The 16,974-nt window shown below is 52.8% G+C and carries 18 protein-coding genes; 2 read left to right on the top strand and 16 right to left on the bottom strand.

Translation table 11 applies throughout. The features are described from left to right. Positions 1-160 precede the first annotated feature (160 nt). Positions 161-589, top strand: coding sequence for a hypothetical protein (locus K0H63_RS06890; protein ID WP_220067297.1), 429 nt, complete (start codon positions 161-163; stop codon positions 587-589). A gap of 108 nt (positions 590-697) precedes the next feature. Here the strand turns inward: K0H63_RS06890 and K0H63_RS06885 are convergent, their stop codons facing one another. From K0H63_RS06885 to K0H63_RS06840, 10 genes are all read right to left on the bottom strand, one after another. After that, positions 698-1,957: a peptidoglycan DD-metalloendopeptidase family protein gene (locus tag K0H63_RS06885; RefSeq protein ID WP_220067296.1), complete on the bottom strand. Its 1,260-nt coding sequence runs from the start codon at positions 1,955-1,957 to the stop codon at positions 698-700. Between the two features lie 44 nt (positions 1,958-2,001). Continuing rightward, on the bottom strand, positions 2,002-2,184 hold the full coding sequence (locus K0H63_RS06880; RefSeq protein WP_220067295.1) for a hypothetical protein: 183 nt from the start codon (positions 2,182-2,184) through the stop codon (positions 2,002-2,004). A gap of 50 nt (positions 2,185-2,234) precedes the next feature. Then, the gene (locus tag K0H63_RS06875; RefSeq protein ID WP_220067294.1) at positions 2,235-5,297 is read right to left on the bottom strand and encodes an AAA family ATPase; all 3,063 of its coding nucleotides are present in this window, start codon (positions 5,295-5,297) and stop codon (positions 2,235-2,237) included. Continuing rightward, positions 5,294-6,439 (bottom strand): exonuclease SbcCD subunit D, encoded by a 1,146-nt coding sequence (locus tag K0H63_RS06870; RefSeq protein WP_220067293.1) that lies wholly within the window; start codon positions 6,437-6,439, stop codon positions 5,294-5,296. The genes K0H63_RS06875 and K0H63_RS06870 overlap by 4 nt, the downstream gene beginning before the upstream one ends. A gap of 99 nt (positions 6,440-6,538) precedes the next feature. Beyond that, a complete protein-coding gene (locus K0H63_RS06865; RefSeq protein WP_220067292.1) occupies positions 6,539-7,309 on the bottom strand; it encodes a TSUP family transporter in 771 nt (256 codons plus the stop codon). A gap of 252 nt (positions 7,310-7,561) precedes the next feature. Further along, entirely contained in the window at positions 7,562-7,963 is a 402-nt protein-coding gene (locus tag K0H63_RS06860) for a ribonuclease E inhibitor RraB (protein ID WP_220067291.1), read from the bottom strand. Between the two features lie 11 nt (positions 7,964-7,974). Further along, positions 7,975-8,205 carry an RNA-binding S4 domain-containing protein gene (locus K0H63_RS06855; protein ID WP_011759380.1) on the bottom strand — a complete coding sequence of 77 codons (231 nt, stop codon included), beginning with the start codon at positions 8,203-8,205 and terminating at the stop codon, positions 7,975-7,977. Between the two features lie 69 nt (positions 8,206-8,274). Continuing rightward, a complete protein-coding gene (locus tag K0H63_RS06850; protein ID WP_220067290.1) occupies positions 8,275-8,817 on the bottom strand; it encodes a GNAT family N-acetyltransferase in 543 nt (180 codons plus the stop codon). Between the two features lie 130 nt (positions 8,818-8,947). Then, the gene (locus K0H63_RS06845) at positions 8,948-9,226 is read right to left on the bottom strand and encodes a peptidylprolyl isomerase (protein WP_011759378.1); all 279 of its coding nucleotides are present in this window, start codon (positions 9,224-9,226) and stop codon (positions 8,948-8,950) included. 126 nt (positions 9,227-9,352) lie between these two features. Next, positions 9,353-11,182 carry a DUF885 domain-containing protein gene (locus K0H63_RS06840; RefSeq protein WP_220067289.1) on the bottom strand — a complete coding sequence of 610 codons (1,830 nt, stop codon included), beginning with the start codon at positions 11,180-11,182 and terminating at the stop codon, positions 9,353-9,355. A 78-nt stretch (positions 11,183-11,260) separates the two neighbouring features. Here K0H63_RS06840 and K0H63_RS06835 point away from each other — a divergent pair, with 78 nt between their 5' ends. Beyond that, the gene (locus K0H63_RS06835) at positions 11,261-11,770 is read left to right on the top strand and encodes a GGDEF domain-containing protein (RefSeq protein WP_220067288.1); all 510 of its coding nucleotides are present in this window, start codon (positions 11,261-11,263) and stop codon (positions 11,768-11,770) included. A 43-nt stretch (positions 11,771-11,813) separates the two neighbouring features. Here the strand turns inward: K0H63_RS06835 and K0H63_RS06830 are convergent, their stop codons facing one another. Genes K0H63_RS06830 through K0H63_RS06805 form a run of 6 tightly spaced genes read right to left on the bottom strand, consistent with a single transcriptional unit; the run spans position 11,814 to position 16,772 of the window. After that, complete coding sequence (locus tag K0H63_RS06830; protein ID WP_220067287.1) at positions 11,814-13,064, bottom strand: tetratricopeptide repeat protein; 1,251 nt, start codon at positions 13,062-13,064, stop codon at positions 11,814-11,816. A gap of 2 nt (positions 13,065-13,066) precedes the next feature. Beyond that, positions 13,067-13,687, bottom strand: coding sequence for an energy transducer TonB (locus K0H63_RS06825; protein ID WP_011759374.1), 621 nt, complete (start codon positions 13,685-13,687; stop codon positions 13,067-13,069). A gap of 2 nt (positions 13,688-13,689) precedes the next feature. Further along, the gene (locus tag K0H63_RS06820; RefSeq protein ID WP_011759373.1) at positions 13,690-14,094 is read right to left on the bottom strand and encodes an ExbD/TolR family protein; all 405 of its coding nucleotides are present in this window, start codon (positions 14,092-14,094) and stop codon (positions 13,690-13,692) included. 13 nt (positions 14,095-14,107) lie between these two features. Continuing rightward, positions 14,108-14,635 (bottom strand): MotA/TolQ/ExbB proton channel family protein, encoded by a 528-nt coding sequence (locus K0H63_RS06815; protein WP_011759372.1) that lies wholly within the window; start codon positions 14,633-14,635, stop codon positions 14,108-14,110. Further along, positions 14,635-15,990, bottom strand: a complete 1,356-nt coding sequence (locus tag K0H63_RS06810; RefSeq protein ID WP_220067286.1) for a MotA/TolQ/ExbB proton channel family protein — start codon at positions 15,988-15,990, stop codon at positions 14,635-14,637. Before K0H63_RS06810 ends, K0H63_RS06815 begins: the two co-directional genes overlap by 1 nt. Next, positions 15,990-16,772 (bottom strand): DUF3450 domain-containing protein, encoded by a 783-nt coding sequence (locus K0H63_RS06805; RefSeq protein ID WP_220067285.1) that lies wholly within the window; start codon positions 16,770-16,772, stop codon positions 15,990-15,992. Before K0H63_RS06805 ends, K0H63_RS06810 begins: the two co-directional genes overlap by 1 nt. Between the last annotated feature and the right edge of the window lie 202 nt (positions 16,773-16,974).

Below are 16,974 nucleotides of genomic sequence, written 5' to 3'. Positions count from 1 at the left end.
TGCTGTGGCATGCTTCAACTGCAAGATCTCACCTCATTTCGACAACACGACTAGAGAGGAGCTCACAGGATGAGTATCACATTGCAGGGTTACGCAACTTGACTGAGAATAGTTTTCATTTAAAATCCATTCCAACACAACACCGCGCTGGAACATGTTAATGGCAAAGGTCGATAAAAAGCTCAACAAGCTATGCCGTAAGGTAGCGCGCAAGGCACTTGGTCTGAGCAAAAATGCTGTAAAAGACAAGGCAAATAAGTCTGAGGTAAAGGTCTTTGCCCGCCGCCTCAGACAGCAGTTGGCAGCCGACGGTAAATTGCCGGACACCAATAAAGCCGCATCTGAAGCAGCTAAATTCGACAAAAAAACAGTGGCGCAACAGCTTAAGCGTCTGGCCCTCTCTCAATCAGCCCAACGAAGCAGTGCAAATGACGACCAATTACCACAGGTGCGCAAGCTGCGCCCCGCCGTTGGCAGCATGGCTTTCGCCCTCAAGCCCCTTAAGCGTAAACCCTGTGGTGGCTGCCCCGCCAAACGCGGTGGACTGTGCGCCTGTGCCCTTAAGCTTGCCAAGCGTAAAGTGGGTTAACCCCTTCACAACATAAGAGAATGCGGTGATAATCCGATTTCAAAGCATTAAAAAAGCGACCTATTGGTCGCTTTTTTATTTTGCCGTTTCCGGTGCTCAAACGCTTTCTCAGCCGAGGTCCATCAACATCTGGCGGCTTCTCACCAGTGAAATGAACTCAGACAGCTCAGCCGAATTCAACTGGGTAGAGGTAGGCAGCGGCACCTTCATGGGGTCGACAGGACGGCCGTTAACATGGAATTCATAGTGCAGGTGTGGACCTGTGGAGCGTCCTGTGTTGCCGGACAGCGCAATGACCTGACCACGGCTGACACGGTCACCCTTTCTCACCAGTGACTTTGACAGGTGCAGATAGCGGGTACGGAACTTGTTGCCATGTTCAATCACTATGTATTTACCGGCAAACTTGTGATCGGTCACCATGGTCACCACGCCGTCACCGGGCGCAACCACCCTGGTGCCTATCGGTGTCGCGAAATCGGTACCGTTGTGGGGCGATACACGGCCCGTTACCGGATGCTTACGCACAGGGTTGAAGCGAGAGCTCATGCGGAATGATTTGTCCAACGGCACCCGTTGAAACGCCCGGGCAAGATTGTGTCCCTTGGCATCATAGAAGTTGCCGTCGGTATGCTGGAAAGCGGTGATTTCCCGTTTGCCACTTTTTATCTGAATTCCGAGGATTTGGCTGGTGCCCGTGGCCAGACCCTCTACGTACTGGTCGTTCACCAGTACAGAAAAAGTATCACCCGCCCGCAAATCACGGGCAAAATTCATTTTTTCTTTCAGCAAAGATTCGATTTTGGTGATTTCGGCGGCAGAGAGACCCACACGCTGGGCCGAAACATAAAAAGAGCCACGGATTTCACCGCTGGCGATACGGTTTTGCCAAAGGCCATCAACCACAATCTCATCGACGTTAAAACTGCCATCCTCGAACCGGTTGAACACTACCTGACGGGCTGGACCAAAATAGAGTTCGAGTTTTTGTAAATCACCCTTATCGTCGAGCCAGAATTTGATGCGGTTATCCGGCATCAGGGTATCCAGCGCCAGAATGTTCAAATCGGCTTCCAGCACCCGGTACATGGTCTGCTGGTCCACTCCGGCGCGGGAAAACAAACCGCTGAGCGTGTCGCCGGAAACGATTAAATGATCGAAATCTGCCACAGACTCGCTGGCAGCCAATGGCAATGGCGCCTCGGAAACCTGTGGCAGTAGAGATTCAATATCGAGCGCAATAGGAATGCGGCCAACAACCGGCTGCTGTGCCGTGGGCCACATAAAGGAGACACCTACCAGTAAACCGCCCACCAGCAACAGACGTTTGTGAAAGCTGGGCAAACTGGCAATATGCGAAAAAAACATATTGTTTTTATTATATATTTGATTAAGCAACCCTGAAGTTTCCCTTAATGCCAGTCGTTATTATTGGTATATTTCCCTGTCATTTTGCAGGGATTGGTTTCTTTTATACCAAAAAAGCCGCAGGACACAAGCCTTTTCAGGCGATACTGCGCCCTGCGATGGGCTTTAAACAACCGGACATTAGCAAAAGCCAGCATTGAAAAATGTGAGCTGGCATCTGCTTTCATGGAAAAATCCTGTCCCTATTCACCCTTGGTCAAGCCCTGTCCGCCCTTGCTCACGCGAATGTGAGGCGAATCTGACTGCCTACTGTGTCTTTATGGATGTCGACCCGGGTCTGAATTTGCTCTTTCATCTCGGTCACGTGGGATATCACCCCTATCATGCGTCCTGAAGATTGCAGGTCCACCAGGGTGCGCACCGCAAGCTCCAGCGAGTCCTGATCCAGGCTGCCAAAGCCTTCATCGATAAAGAGGGTGTCGAGCTTAATTCCGCCCGCATAGGCCTGAACCACATCCGATAAGCCCAGCGCCAGTGACAAAGCGGCCATGAAACTTTCGCCGCCACTTAGGGTTGCCACGGGGCGCAACTTGCCGGTGTAGGCATCCTCCACTTCCAAATCCAAACCGGACGCCCGGTTGCCCTTGGCCTTATCTTCGCGGCGAAGCAAGCGGTAACGGCCTTTGCTCATGCGATGCAGGCGCTCGCTCGCCTCGATGAGCACATCGTCCAGCAGTACACCCAGCACAAACCGCTGCAGGCTTATTCTCGCTCCTGTCATGCCACTGGCGGCATCCGACAAGGTACCCACTACGGCATATTCCGCATCGAGCCTGGCGGCGACCTCGGCTTCGGTGCCAAGCTGCGCCCTGGCGCGGCTATACATCACATGGGTATCGTTAAGCGCCTGCCATTGCTGGTTGCATTGGTTAAAGCCGTCCTGCACTGCCGCTTCAAGGGCAGCCAGCTCAGTCAGATCCGGTGGCAATGCATTACCAAGGGCCTCTTGCTGTGCAGCCAGGCGCTCTTTAAGCCCAGCCAACAGCTGCTGCCAGCCGGCGATACGGTTTTTAGCATCGCCCATGTCATCTGTGCTCATCCGCGCCTGATTGAAACTCACCACATCATCAAAGCCCTTGGCCCCAAGCTCAGTATCAAAGCGCGCCTTCGCTGCCGCTTCACGGCTGCGGGCTTCACTCAGGGTTTGCTGCAGCGCCTGACTTCGCTCATTGCATTGGGTTTGACGGATTTGAGCGTCATTCAGCTGGGTTTGCAGCTTTTCCATTTGCCCGCTTAAGGCATCAATTTCCTGGGAAAGCACCGCAAGGTGGGCAGCAAACGCCTGCTCATTTCCAAGTCGCTGACAAAGTTCCGGCATGGCACCGACGAGGCTTTCTTGCTCACCGCTGGCTTTTTGAAGCTCTCCAGATTGCTGCTCACGCTGGCGCTGCAGCCCATCGATATCCGCAAGTAGCTGCTTTTGCGTGTTATCGAGCTGCTCAAGCTCTCTCTCCAGCGCCTGCAGCGATTGTTGGGCGGCCTTCGCGTTATGGCACGCCTCGCGGCTTTGACCCAGGGCATGCTGCTTTTGCTCAAGACTGGTGGCAAGCGCGTCACCGAGCGTGGCAGCGTCATTGGCAAGCTCTTGCTGCATAACCTCGAGACGCTGCTTCTGCGCTTTGTATTCAGAGCGGGCGCGGCTCAGCATTTCCCTTGCCTGTTGCTCGGATTCTCTTGCCGCAGCAAGTTCATCATCGCTTGGCAGTGCCCCCCCATGGTGGGCTGGACTTGGGTGCTCCGCGCTGCCGCACACAGGGCATGGCGCGCCGGGTAAGAGTCTTGCCGCCAACATGGCTGCCTGCCCCTGATGCCAGGCGAGTTCCAGCAGTTCACGGGCACGGGTCAGATTATCCTGATTGGCCTTGGCCTGACGTCCATCGGCTTCGAGCCGAGAAAGCTCGGTGGCGAGCTTTTGCGCCTGACGCTCTTTCTCAATCAATTGCTGGTGCCGCTCAAACACCTGGGTTTGCTGCACCAGTGTGGCCTCAAGGCTGCCTGCCATGCTCGACAGCGCTGACAAGTCTCGTCGCTGCTGGGTAAGAGTTGCCATGCGCTCCTGGGTTTCACCAAGGCGGCCGCGAACCTGGGCAAGATTGGCGTCAATGGCGTTAAGCGCCTGCCCGAGTCCAGTGATAGCCTCGTTCAGCACCGACAGCCGGTGCATCCGCGGGCGCCATTCTGCCAGTCGCTCGGCTTCGTTTTTCAGTTGATGCCGCCTGGCGTCCAATTCTGGCAAAGCGGCGGCGGCGGCCTTTGCATTGGCAAAACTTAATTCTGCTTGTTTCGCGGCCTCTTCGGCCGTCGCTGCGGCAGTTTCAGCACTCTGGCGCTCTTTTTCACGCTCTTCCCACGCATGCCAGGTACCCGCCAGGGATTCGGCAAGTGCGGCACGCTCAAGCTGCGCGCCAAGCGCAGCCATAGACTCCGCTTTGGCGTTTTCCGCCTCCAACCGCAGCCTGGTGTCGTTAAGGGCACTAAACTCACGCAGCTTTGCCTCGGCAGCCTCACGCTGTGCTTTGGCGGCGGCAAGCTTTGCCTCGGCAGTCTGTTTCGCCTCGGTGGCACGGGCAAGCTCTGGCGCCAAGGCTGCCATGGCATCATTCAGCGCATCAACACTCTCGGCGCCTGCGGTTTCCAAAATGCCCGCTCTGCGGGCCTCGAGCTCCTTGGCCCTGGCTTTAAGCTCCAGCGCCTTTTGCTTGAGACTGTCTTCGATACGCTTGTAAATGCCGGTTTGAAACAGCTGGCCAAAAATAGCCTCACGCTCTTTTGAGTCGGCCAAAAGCAGTTTTCGAAACTGCCCCTGGGGCAACACCATGACCTGGCGGAACTGCTCCACTTCAAGCCCCAACAGGTCTTCAATCTGCGCAGTGACCTCAGTAACTTTGCCGGCCGCGAGCGGAGTGGCGCTATCGCCTTCAATACGCTCCAAGAGGGCGTCACTCTTTTGCACCGTAAAGCCCTCACCATTCTTTTTGGCGCGCTGCTGCTCGGGTACCCGTTTCACCCGGTACACCTTGTCACCCAGACCGAATTCAAAGGTGACTTCGGTCAGCACATCATCGGGGGCGGCATCGCAGCGCATCTGAGTGCCTTCGCGCTCATTGCCGGTGGTTTTGCCGTAAAGTGCAAAACAAATTGCATCGAGGATCGTGGTTTTCCCCGCTCCGGTCGGCCCGTTAATCAGGAACAAGGGCCACTCTCCAAGGGCACGAAAGTCCAGGATTTGGGTGTCCACGAAGGGACCAAAGGCGGTGATGCTGAGGGTTAAAGGTTTCATTGACCGCCCTCCCTGTGCAGCGAAGCTATCAATTCGGACATCAGCGCTTTTTGCGGCCCGGAAAGGGACTCGCCCTGAACCTGAGTGAAGAAGTCTTCAAACATGGTCAGCTCGCTTTTTTGCATGCGCTCGCGGCCTGGCCCCTCCAGTGCCCGTTCCTGCATCAGCCCGGTACGTTCAAGGTGCAGCACATTCGGGTAGATTGCCCGAAGCTTTGCCATGGGCTCTAGAATGGCATGGGTATCGAGCAATCGCACCATCAGGTAATCGTCGCGGCCAGGGTCGCTTGCCCCCTGTGCAAGGAGCGCGTCCAGATAGCCTTCGATAATGCGCACATCGCGCTGGGGTTTGATGGGCAGCAAACGGATATCCGGTGGCTGGCCGGGCAGCATGTCCACCAGGGTGACCGACTTGTTTTGATGCTGTTCGCTGAAGGAGTATTTCAAGGGAGAGCCGCTGTAGCGCACATGCTCCGCGCCCTTGTATTGTGGGCCATGCAGATGTCCGAGGGCGGCGTAATCAAATGGCGTGAACAGCGCCGGTGAAATCTTGTCGGCGCCGCCGATTGAGAGCGGGCGCTCTGAATCAGATTCGCTGCCACCGTCCAAAAAGCAGTGACTTATGACTATCTTGGGCAGCCCGTCACTCTTGTGGGCTGTAACCTTTGCCAGCAAGGCCGCCATGGCATCCTGATGGCTGTGAATATCCTCATCGTCCAGCAAATGACGAACGAGCGCGGGCTCCGCGTAGGGGATGGGGTAGAAAAATGCAGCGCCTTGCTTCCCATCAATGCGGACGGGATCAATACTGGCACTGACCGGCCCCTGAATATAAAGACCGGCACCGGCCATTTGCCGCGCACCAAAGGCCAATCGCTCCTGGCCATCGTGATTACCGCCAATGGCAATGACGCTCACCTTGAGGCGCTGAATCACCTTGTCGAGAAAATCATCCAGAAGACTCACTGCGGCTGCCGGTGGCACAGAGCGGTCGAAGATATCGCCTGCTATCACGAGGGCATCCACCTGGTGGGTCTCTATGAGTGTCAGCAGGGTCTCCAGCATCTGCGCCTGCTCGTCCAGTAATGACTGATTGTGCAGTGTGCGGCCCAGATGCCAGTCTGAGGTATGGATGAATCTCATGCAAAAGCCTTTTTGCTTTAAAATTGAGACTCATACTAGGGGATATCAAAGACGCTGTGAAGGCGCAAACCACCTCCGCAGCTCTGTGCGCTCAGCCAATCACCACCACTGAAACTGATCGCCAAGGAGCTTGGTACTCATCACCACCGACATCAGCACCACCAGGGGTTTGATAATGGCCGTTCCCTGGGTGACCACCAAACGCGAACCCAGGGTTGCCCCCATGGCCTGACCAAGCAACATCAAGCCGCCCAGCATCCACACCACCTTGCCGCCGAGTGCAAAGAAAATCAGCGACGAGATGTTGGTGGCAAAGTTAAGCACCTTGGCATGGGCCGTGGCCTTGGCAAGCCCAAATCCGGCCAGGCTCACAAAGGCCAGCGCGAAAAAGCTGCCGGTTCCCGGACCAAAGAAACCGTCGTAAAAACCAATCCCAAGCGCTGCAGTGAAGGCAAACAAAGTGGGAGTTAACACCCTGTGTCTGTCATTCTCACTGACTTTTTTGGAAAACAGAAAATACCCGCCAATGGCGAGCATCAAAAAAGGCAGCAGGGTTTTGAGCATGCTCGCATCAATCAACTGCACCGCAATGGTGCCGAGCGCAGCGCCCACAAAGGCACAGAAAATATCGAGCTTTATACTGGCCAAATCCACCATTTTTTTACGCACAAAATAGAGGCTGGCAAAAAAACTGCCGCCGCAAGCCTGCAGCTTATTGGTTGCCAGCGCCGCAGCAGGTGAAAGACCGGCCCACATCAGCGCAGGAATGGTCAGCAGGCCACCGCCCCCGGCGATGGCATCAATAAATCCGGCCAACATGGCCACGAAGAAGAGCAGCGCGGCAAGCTCAATCGAAAAGGCAAAGTCCATGAATACATCCATCGCTAAATCAAAGGCGGTAAAAATCGCCCCATCAGATAAGACGGGGCTGTGGCATTTAACGCCTTTTATCAACAAAAGGCAAAGGCACTGCGTAAGTTCATATCGGCCATTAACGTTGGAACCAAACGTCCGCTTAACAGCCCTAGAAGCCATGCTCCAGAATGACCACTGTGTTCTGTAGGCAGTTTACGCAATAAAAAACCACCGCTAGTGGTGGTTTTAATAAGAAACGACTGAATATCAGTGATTACAACCCGGACCACAGTGATGGTCATGGTCATCATCTTCGTCGTCCATAAACTCATCGTCGCCTTCCTGATGCTGCATAACGCCCCAGCCATCACTCTGGCCATCAAACTGGCCGGCAAAGGTATTGAGTTCGACTTCTTTGGCCACCAGTGCATCGTACTCCGGCAGCATATTGATGCACACAATCAGTTCCCACTTGTCGAGCTCTTCATTGAAATTGAGCTCCACTTCGCCTTCGGCAGCCTGAGCGGTCAAATCTTCAAGAGCTGACTCGGCGTCGCGCCTGTCGTCAAACACCAGGAAAAAGTCCACGTCCAATGGCTTGGTCAAATCGATACCCGATTCGTGCATGGCTTTGAGCATCTGGCCGTTATCATCTTCTGGAAAATGCATTATCTGTCTCCTTAACCCGCCAGGATCTGGACGGTTTCGCCATTGAAGGTGACCGAGTCACCGGCAACCAGTTTCTTACGCTTGCGGGTTTCCACTTCTCCGTTTACCAATACCATGCCTTCGGCAATGACACGCTTGGCTTCGGCGCCGTCTCCGGTCATGCCTTCTACCTTAAGTACTTTATAAAGCTCGATATAGTCTTCACCCGCATGCAGGGTGAGGCTGGATGCTGAACCGCTCAATGCCGCTCTCCACTGATTATAAACCGCTGCATTATACACATAACCGCTGCGCTAAGCGTGAAGTTGCGGTTAATTTACATCGCCGCGATCATCGGCCAACAGACCATAAACGCAGTCGTTGTGCCATTCATCGCCGATAAGGCTGTGTTTTTTGAGCATACCCTCGAGCTGAAATCCCAGTCGCTCAAGCACGGCACGTGAGCCAAGGTTCTGCTCGCTGCACCAGGCGACAAATTTATGAATATTAAAAAGGTGAACACCCCAATCGATAACGGCGCGGGTGGCCTCGGTGGCAAAACCCCTGCCGGACATCGCCGGACTCAACATATAGCCTACTTCGGCACGCCTCGACAGCGCGCAGTCCTGATGAAATCCGGTGTAACCAACAAAGTCGCCCTCAAGGGTTTCAATCACCAGAGTAAGCCACTCGCCGCTCTCAAACTCCCAGGGCAGCAACCGGGCTTCAAACTTGGCCTCCACCTGAGGCAGGCTCTCGCACACCCGCACAAATCGGTTTACGCCAGCATCGGTTTGCATGGCAACAAAATTGGCTTTGTCGTCGGGGACGAGGGTTCTGAGTTTCAGGCGGTTGGTGAAAAGCTCAATATGCACGGGGTATCCTTCCTGTTACGAACAAAAATGCCGGGCCAAAACAACGGGCAATAATGGCGGAACCAAAATATGAACGATAAAAACCAAGAGCAAAAGAAAACGGCTGCCGAGGCAGCCGTTTTTTAATCTATCATCCCCGACTGGTCACTTCCAACAGGTGATAGCCAAACTGGGTTTTTACCGGCCCCTGCACCACATGCAGCGGGGCAGAAAACACCACTTCATCGAATTCCCGCACCATCATCCCCGGGCCAAAAGAGCCCAACTCGCCACCCTGGCTACCTGAAGGACAGGCAGAATGCTCTCTGGCGATGTCGGCGAAATCCGCACCACCTTCGATGAGTTTTTTCAGTACTTCGCATTGTTCTTGCGAGCTAACCAGAAGATGTCTGGCGGTTGCACGAACCATAAAGTGCTCCTTGTCATTATCGGGTCAAAGCCCGGCGTTTTTTTACAACCTATGGCCTGCTAACCTCGGCAGGAATTCCAGTATAGGGACTTGCGTACGAATTAACAGCCGGGCTTGAGATTTTCCTTACAGCTGGCTTTTAACCCAACGGTCGACCTTTTGTTCCATCACTGCCATTGGCAGCGAACCTGAAGTGAGGATCTGATCGTGAAAAGCCGGCAGGCTGAACTTATCACCCAGGCGCTTTTCAGCATCGGCTCTCAGTTCCAGGATCTTAAGCTGACCGACCTTATAAGACAGCGCCTGGCCTGGGATGGCCATATAACGTTCTACTTCGGCAATGATGTCAGATTCGGCCATGGGCGAATTGTCTTTCATATATTGAATGGCCTGCTCGCGGCTCCAGCCCTTGGCGTGCAACCCTGTATCCACCACCAGGCGCATAGCGCGGAGCATCTCATCCGAAAGCTTACCAAAGTATTGGTAAGGGTCGCTGAAGAGCCCCATCTCGATACCCAAATACTCGGCATACAGTGCCCAGCCCTCTTCAAAGGCAGTATAACCACTGAAGCGCTGGAATTCGGGCACACCAGTCAGCTCTTGCTTGATGGCAATCTGGAAGTGGTGGCCTGGGGCCGCCTCGTGCAGTGACAGGGTGGTCATACCCCACTTTGGCTGGGCCTTCAGGTTATAGGTGTTGATATAGAACACCCCCGGACGGCTGCCATCCACCGCCGGCGATTCATAGGAGGCACCCGCTGCCGATTGCTCCCGGAAGGACTCAACGGGTTTGACGACGTAATCAGCCTTTGGCATGACGTTAAAATACTGAGGCAGCACCTGATTGATTGTGTCTTTGAGCGCCATATAGCCGTCAATTAACCCCTGACGCTCAGTAAAGAAATACTGAGGCTCGCTTGAAAGCGACGCAAAAAAGGCCTTAAGGTCGCCTTCGAAGCCGACCTGCTGCCGAACCTTATCCATTTCGGACAAAATGCGGGCGACTTCGTTAAGGCCAGTCTCATGAATTTCATCGACGGACTTATCGGTAGTGGTATGCAGGTTAGCCAGGTGTTGATACCAGGCCTTACCGTTAGGTAGCCCTGACCAACCGTCTGTCGCGCGGGCTGCAGGCAGATACGTGTTTTTCAGGAAGCCTTCCATTTTAGCCATTGCCGGCAGCAGGCGCTGGGCAATCATCGCCTGGTAACGCGCTTCAATGTCCGCTTTGTCCTGCTCAGTGAAGGACTCTGGCAGGGATTTTACCGGGGCATAAAAAATACTGTCTTTGGCATCTGCGGCCTGCTGGGCAGTGAACTGCGGGATCATCCGCTCTACCAGTATGCGTGGCAGAACTACCTTGCTGGCCATACCTTCATTCATGCGCGCCTGTGCACGGTCAAGCCAGGCGATAAAGCCGTCTACCCTTGACTCCCAGTTGAGGTAATCCTGTTTGGTCACAAACGGCTGCGCAGCCTCACCGCTGCCCAACTGGATCATGGTGATAACGGTACTGTAAAACTGATTCATGGGCAGGAAACGAGCGGGGAAAGTTTCATCGACCAGCGCCATGTTGCGGTCGTAAACAAACAAGTCATAGGAGAGCTGCAAATCCGCGGGTAACGCCGACTTGTCTATCTTTCTGGCCTGTGCCAGATAGTGGGTATTAAAGTCGTGGCGGGCTTTTAGGTAGTCGTCAGACAGATCGCCACCAAACTCGGCGTTATAATCGTTTACCCCAAAAAACGTGGCATAAATCGGCTCGAGCTTAAGGTAATCCTTAAAGTAACTGTCTACCATGGCCAAGTAGCGGCTCTGCGCTGTTTCCTCAGTGGGGACTGCAGCGCTGCCCTGTGCATCAACGTTTGCGCCCGGTAACGCGGCTGTATTTTCCTGAGAACAACCCGACAGCACGAATACCGAAGCCACTACCATTGCCAATAACGTTTTTTGCATAGTCTTTCATCTCCCTATGACGATGTAACCTGCGATGTTTTCTATACTGATAATTAAGTTAACGCAGGAGTTCGCCTTATGATTTATTCGTTTAGAAATTCCGGATTCAGGGATCCAGAAACGGGCGTCTACAATCAAACCTACTTTATGGAAGTCTTTAACCGGGAATGGCACAGACATATCCGCGACAATCAAAGTCTGGCCCTATTGTATCTATACCCCCACATTCGTGAAACAAGAAAACACCCAGGTCTGATGGAGCTTTTCAGTAAAGAGTTGGAGAAGGCTTTACTCCGTTCCAGCGATTTGATTGCCCGTATGAGTAATGAATGCTTTGCCCTTGGGCTCTTTAACATCGATATAGACGGCACGGCTGTCGTGGCAAACCGCATTGAAGAAAACATCAAGGGCTTTATTAAAGGGTTCGATAAAGACCCGAGTATCCAGATGAACTACAAGCTTGCCGCCTGTCTCTGTGCGCCTAACAGGGACAAACGCATAGAAAAGCTATTTATCAACACAGAAGCTATGGCCCAAACCTTGGCGCTGGAAAGAGACAAACACAGTGTCGTGGGAAACCTGCAATAAAAAAAAGCCACCCTAAGGTGGCTTTTTCAATTACATACAAGTGTTAGAGCGTCACGTTGTTGATACGTGCTTTCTCTTGAATATAAGAGATGTAGCTCTTGGCACTGCGCTCAGTTTTCTTGTCCTGAGCGGCCAGCTTAGCCCGTGAGTAAGCAGACTTGTACTGTTTCAGTTGCAGATGAATCAACGCCAGCTCGAAGTGCGCTTCGCCTGGGTTGGGAATACCGGCATCCAGAGATTTCTCCAGAGCTGGAACGGCTGCAGAATATTTCTCAGCCAGTGCCAACATGCGTCCCTGCTTGAGGAACAGCTTGCCGTCTTTCTTTTCTTCTGCCGCTTTACCGTAGTATTCAGCCGCTTTTTCGATCTCTTTGGAGTTCTGGAAGAAGCCTGCGAGCTGCTCATAGTGCTTGGCGTTGGACTCAATCACACCTGCCTTCATGAATTTTTCCATGATGGTGGCAGCGCGATAAGGTGAGCCCTGACTCGCCAACAGCTGAGAGTATCGAACCAAACTGCCTGCATCTTCCTTCAGGAAGCCATTGCGATAACTCAGGTCATAAGTCTGCAATGAGCGCGGGAAGTCTTCGGTCAGCAGGTAGAACTGCGCCAACTGGATCCACAAGCGTTTGTCGTCCTGGAACAAGGGGACCATGGTTTCCAGTACCTTGACAGCGTTCTTGTACTGCTTCTTCTCGAAGTAAGCAGTCAGCTTCATCTGGTACAGGTTTTTGTCCGGCTCCTTGGCGTGCGACAAACCTTGGTCTGCCACTTCCAATACCTTATCCCACTGCTTCAGTTCGCTGTAGGCAATACCGATACGGCGATACACCACAGGATCATCAGTCTTACAGGCAAAATCCATCCACTTGTAGTAAATGGCGATTGCCTCTTTCCACTTCTTCTCCTGGATGAGCAGATCGGCATACAACTTCATGGAAGCCGCATGGTCAGTACCACCCAGTACATCAGCCTCAACGGCCTGTTTCATGTACTTGATGGCAGTATCCATTTTGCCTTTCTCGGCATAAAAGTTACCCAACATACGGGCAACATATGCCTTGTCGAAGTCGCCTTTGGCATTGGCTTCGAGCAAAATGGCGATTGCCTCGTCGACTTGGCCATTGGTGTAGGCTTCAAAGGACTTTTGGACCTTTTTACCCACAGTCTCGCCAACCGCTCGTGACTGACGCTTTTCCATCGGACATTTTTCGGCGGCCTGTGCCACTGGCATTACCAGGGCACCGGCAGTCAAGGACAGCAGCAAAGCGCTGGCAAGTTTAACTTGACGCATCCTTATTTGCCTCCTTTATCCAGTTTAAAGTCCAGTTGTACAGTCATGCCGGGTTGCTTCTGGGCTTGGCCATCAACAACTTTAGGCTTGTACTTCCACTTTTTCAGCGCACGAATCGCTTCTTTATCGAATACGCGCTTGGGTTCTGCAGCGATAACTTCTACGTCATCCACACCACCAATCTCGTTGATGGTGAAGCGCAGTTGTACCCAACCTTCCTTACCGTCGCGAGCCGCAGCAATCGGGTATTGGGGTTCAATCCGCACGATAGGTGTTGCATCACCGTCACGTGTCATCATGTTGCCCAATTTAAGCCCTGTGCTGGCACCGCCTGACTCAAGCCCACCCATGTTAAAGGTCAGGCCAGTATCGATATTACTCGATGTGTCTGGTGGCGTTGTATCCGGCTTAGGCGGTTGCTCTGGTGGTGGGGGTGGCTTTGGGACCACCCTTGGTTTGTTCTGCGCTTTCGCATCCTGCCTGTCCATGGTGATTTCAATCACCGGGGTTTCGGAGGAGGTATCGGCGCGTTGAGCACCGCCCCCCACCAAGGCAGCCATGAACCAGAACAAACCAAATGTCACCAAAGCACCAATAATGATAGATACTAGTGCTCTCAACATAATTAGTCGTTCCCCGCAGATACTGCGATCTTGTCTATACCGGCAGCCTTCACCTGGTCCAGAACTTTAACAACGATGCCGTGTTGGGCTTCTTTGTCTGCCTGGATCAGAACAGAGGCTTCTGGTGCTTCCGCCAACATACGCTCAACGTTTGCAGTCACACGCTCGATGTCAACCTGACGGTTTTCCATCATGATGACGCCAGTCTTGCTCACACCAATAAAGATGTTTGCTGAAGGCTTTTTAGTCGCTTGTGCTGCCGGAGGCTTGTTGTAGTCCAAACCAGATGGCTTCACGAACGAAGTAGTTACGATGAAGAAGATCAGCATGATGAACACGATGTCGAGCATCGGGGTCATGTCGATTTGAGCTTCCTCGTCTACGCTGGAATGCTTTTTACGAGCCATGTTAAATCTCTCTTTAGTGGTGAGGCAGACTGTCTTTCAGTCGCTCAAGGCTAATTCTCATCTTGGCATCCAGACGGGTACTGAAGAATACCCCGGACAGTGCCGCAACCATCCCTGCCATCGTTGGCATGGTGGCCTGAGAAATACCAGCCGCCATCATACGAGCGTTACTGGTGCCCTGTACTGCCATCACATCGAACACTGTGATCATACCTGTTACGGTACCGAGCAGACCGATCATGGGACAAAGTGCCACGAGAGTCTTGATCATCAGCATACGTGCGTTCATATCTTGCTTCGCTTGGGATACCCAAGCTTCACGGATACGGTGTGCATACCAGGAAGTGGTTTCTTCCCTGGCTTCCCATGAGGCGATGATCGCCAGATGCTGCTTTGGTGCTATCCAGTTAAGGTACCAAAAGCGCTCCAACATCAACACCCACATGAGAAACAACACTACCGCTACAAGCCAGAGGACGTCGCCTCCGGTGGCCATGAAGCCCCTGACGGAATCCCATACATCCATCAGGAATAGCATCATTAGTTAGCCCTCTTCTCAGCGTGTTCAGCAATGATACCTGCACTCTGTTCTTCCAGAGTTTGAACGATGGTCTTGCTGCGAGCCACAACGATAGCGTGAACCAGCATCAGAGGCAGAGCAGCAACCAGACCTTGAACGGTAGTTACCAGTGCCATAGAGATACCGCCGGCCATCAGTTTTGGATCGCCAGTACCGAACAGCTGGATGCTCTGGAAGGTTGCAATCATACCGGTTACGGTACCCAGCAGACCCATCATAGGAGCGATAGCGGCCAGTACTTTGATGATAGAGATACGAGTCTCGATTGCTGGAGTTTCTTTCAGGATGGCTTCATCCAGTTTCAGTTCCAGAGTTTCAACGTCGGCATCTTTGTTATCCTGATACACTTTCAGGATACGGCCCAGCGCGTTGTTGCCTGGGTTAGCTACGTTCTTGGCCTGAGATTTAACTTTAGAACCAATCACGAACAGAGTCAGCAGACGCTCAAGACCAATCAGCAGACCCAGGGCCAGCAGACCGATGATGATGTAACCAATCACGCCACCGGCTTCGATACGATCTTGGAAAGAGGCTTTCTGGGTGAAGATGTTCAGCAGAGTACCGCGAGCAGGGTCGATGTACAGTTTGGCAGCACCGCTGGTAGTGGCTTCCCACTTAGCGATTGGCGCAACCTGGTAACCTTCAGGCTGAGCAGACAGCTGTTGGATCAGCCCCAGTTCTGGGTTGTAAACCACATACTTGCCATCGGCAGTCAGGTTGAAAGAACCGATACGGTGTACAGTGGTGTTAACTACGTTACCGTCGATGTCGGTTACAGCAGCTTCAAACTTAACCACTTTGCCAGACTCAGCCATTTCGAACAGCTGTTCTTGCCAGAACTTTTCCAGTTCTTCAATTTTTGGTAGCTGCTTGCGAGAACCCAGATCAGCTATGAACACGTCACGCTTAGGGTACTGAGCAGATACGTTAGAGCCTACCAGCTTACCAGCGAAGTCACCGGCTTCACCTTTAACCACACCGAACATTTCACCCAGGTCACCCTGAGCGGTTTTCAGGTCTTCTTCGAGCTGAGCAATTTTACGCTCGTTGTCGATAAAGGCCTGGTTCAGGTCTTGGCCACGCTGCTTTTCGGCAGCCAGGGCAGATTTTTCACGCTGCAGCAGAGAAGCTTTGTCGCCACGCTCAGCTTTGAACTCAGCTTCGCGCTTGGCATTTACTTTACCTTCAGCGGCACGCTCAGTTTTAACTTGCTGAAGCAGTTGATCAATAGTCTTTGGCGCGTCAGCAGCACTAACCATACCGGCAGTGAGTGACAGACTGGCCGCAACAACGGCGGTAGAAATTAACTTCTTCATTATTTTGCAGTCTCCGCAGCTGGGATTGGTAACGCAAAGAGGTCAAGAGCGCCTTGTTTACGGGCGATACGGATGCCTTTGGTCAGCTCACGCAGGTGGCTGTCTTCCAGCTTGTCCCAACCTTTGGTTTCTGAGTTGTACATCCAACCGGTTTTCTGGTCCAAGCTCTGAGCGTACAGAGCAACACGACCCAGGTTGAAGAAGTCAACCAGAACTTCCTTACCATCCAGGTTCAGCTTACCAGTAGTAACTGCAACGAAAGTACCGTACTCACGCTCGATGCTGTATGCATCAAGGATCAGACGATATTTTTCGGCCAAGGTAACTTCAGCAGTGCTGAGCAGGTTTTTCAGATTTTCAACACGCTCTTTACGAGCTTCAGTGTTGAATGGCAGGTCCAGAGCAACAAACTGCTCCAGTGACTCAACCATCTTAAACATCAAAGGCACTACGCCCTGACGCAGTTTATCAACACCGTTGATGTCATCTTGAATAGACTTCATGGTCTTTTCCTGGTCTGCAACCAGAGACGCCAGATAGTCATTGTAGGCTTTCAGAGCCTCACGCTCATCAGCGACAGAGCCGTATTCAAACAGCATGTCCTGAGCTTGATCAAAGTAGCTGTCTACTTTCTTCTGAGATGCAGCAGCATCGGCGTGGATCTGGGCGTCGGCGTTTTGAACCTCTTTCAGAGGGTCTGCAACCACCAGGTTGCTGCCGGCCAGAGCCAACGCGCCAACGAGTGCAGTAGCGATTTTGGTTCTATTGCTTACCTTGGACATAGTTCCCAACCAATTTGAAGTGAATAAAGGTTTAACTTACAGGTAACTTAGGCAGTTTGAGGTGTCAAACGCCCGTTTGTCACACATAAGTTGGTCTTTCTCTTGTGATTGTTAGAGTTTTCTTCCCTTTCCTATGCCCCGCAGGGCATAGACCCGCTCGCATCATTTCACAAAATGTTGACCTGTGTCAACATGGGAGAAT

Source organism: Shewanella zhangzhouensis (genome assembly GCF_019457615.1).
GTDB classification, from domain to species: Bacteria; Pseudomonadota; Gammaproteobacteria; order Enterobacterales; family Shewanellaceae; genus Shewanella; species Shewanella zhangzhouensis.
Note: the sequence above shows the minus strand (reverse complement) of the source record. Positions and strands in the feature narration are given on the sequence as shown.

Bases quoted from the DNA above. Each gene is read 5' to 3' on its own strand.
- K0H63_RS06835 (WP_220067288.1), top strand. From the start codon at position 11,261: ATGATTTATTCGTTTAGAAATTCCGGATTCAGGGATCCAGAAACGGGC.
- K0H63_RS06860 (WP_220067291.1), bottom strand. From the start codon at position 7,963: ATGCATTTTCCAGAAGATGATAACGGCCAGATGCTCAAAGCCATGCAC.
- K0H63_RS06870 (WP_220067293.1), bottom strand. From the start codon at position 6,439: ATGAGATTCATCCATACCTCAGACTGGCATCTGGGCCGCACACTGCAC.
- K0H63_RS06830 (WP_220067287.1), bottom strand. From the start codon at position 13,064: ATGCGTCAAGTTAAACTTGCCAGCGCTTTGCTGCTGTCCTTGACTGCC.
- K0H63_RS06880 (WP_220067295.1), bottom strand. From the start codon at position 2,184: ATGAAAGCAGATGCCAGCTCACATTTTTCAATGCTGGCTTTTGCTAAT.
- K0H63_RS06840 (WP_220067289.1), bottom strand. From the start codon at position 11,182: ATGCAAAAAACGTTATTGGCAATGGTAGTGGCTTCGGTATTCGTGCTG.
- K0H63_RS06810 (WP_220067286.1), bottom strand. From the start codon at position 15,990: ATGAAGAAGTTAATTTCTACCGCCGTTGTTGCGGCCAGTCTGTCACTC.
- K0H63_RS06825 (WP_011759374.1), bottom strand. From the start codon at position 13,687: ATGTTGAGAGCACTAGTATCTATCATTATTGGTGCTTTGGTGACATTT.
- K0H63_RS06815 (WP_011759372.1), bottom strand. From the start codon at position 14,635: ATGATGCTATTCCTGATGGATGTATGGGATTCCGTCAGGGGCTTCATG.
- K0H63_RS06890 (WP_220067297.1), top strand. From the start codon at position 161: ATGGCAAAGGTCGATAAAAAGCTCAACAAGCTATGCCGTAAGGTAGCG.
- K0H63_RS06805 (WP_220067285.1), bottom strand. From the start codon at position 16,772: ATGTCCAAGGTAAGCAATAGAACCAAAATCGCTACTGCACTCGTTGGC.
- K0H63_RS06885 (WP_220067296.1), bottom strand. From the start codon at position 1,957: ATGTTTTTTTCGCATATTGCCAGTTTGCCCAGCTTTCACAAACGTCTG.
- K0H63_RS06865 (WP_220067292.1), bottom strand. From the start codon at position 7,309: ATGGACTTTGCCTTTTCGATTGAGCTTGCCGCGCTGCTCTTCTTCGTG.
- K0H63_RS06845 (WP_011759378.1), bottom strand. From the start codon at position 9,226: ATGGTTCGTGCAACCGCCAGACATCTTCTGGTTAGCTCGCAAGAACAA.
- K0H63_RS06875 (WP_220067294.1), bottom strand. From the start codon at position 5,297: ATGAAACCTTTAACCCTCAGCATCACCGCCTTTGGTCCCTTCGTGGAC.
- K0H63_RS06820 (WP_011759373.1), bottom strand. From the start codon at position 14,094: ATGGCTCGTAAAAAGCATTCCAGCGTAGACGAGGAAGCTCAAATCGAC.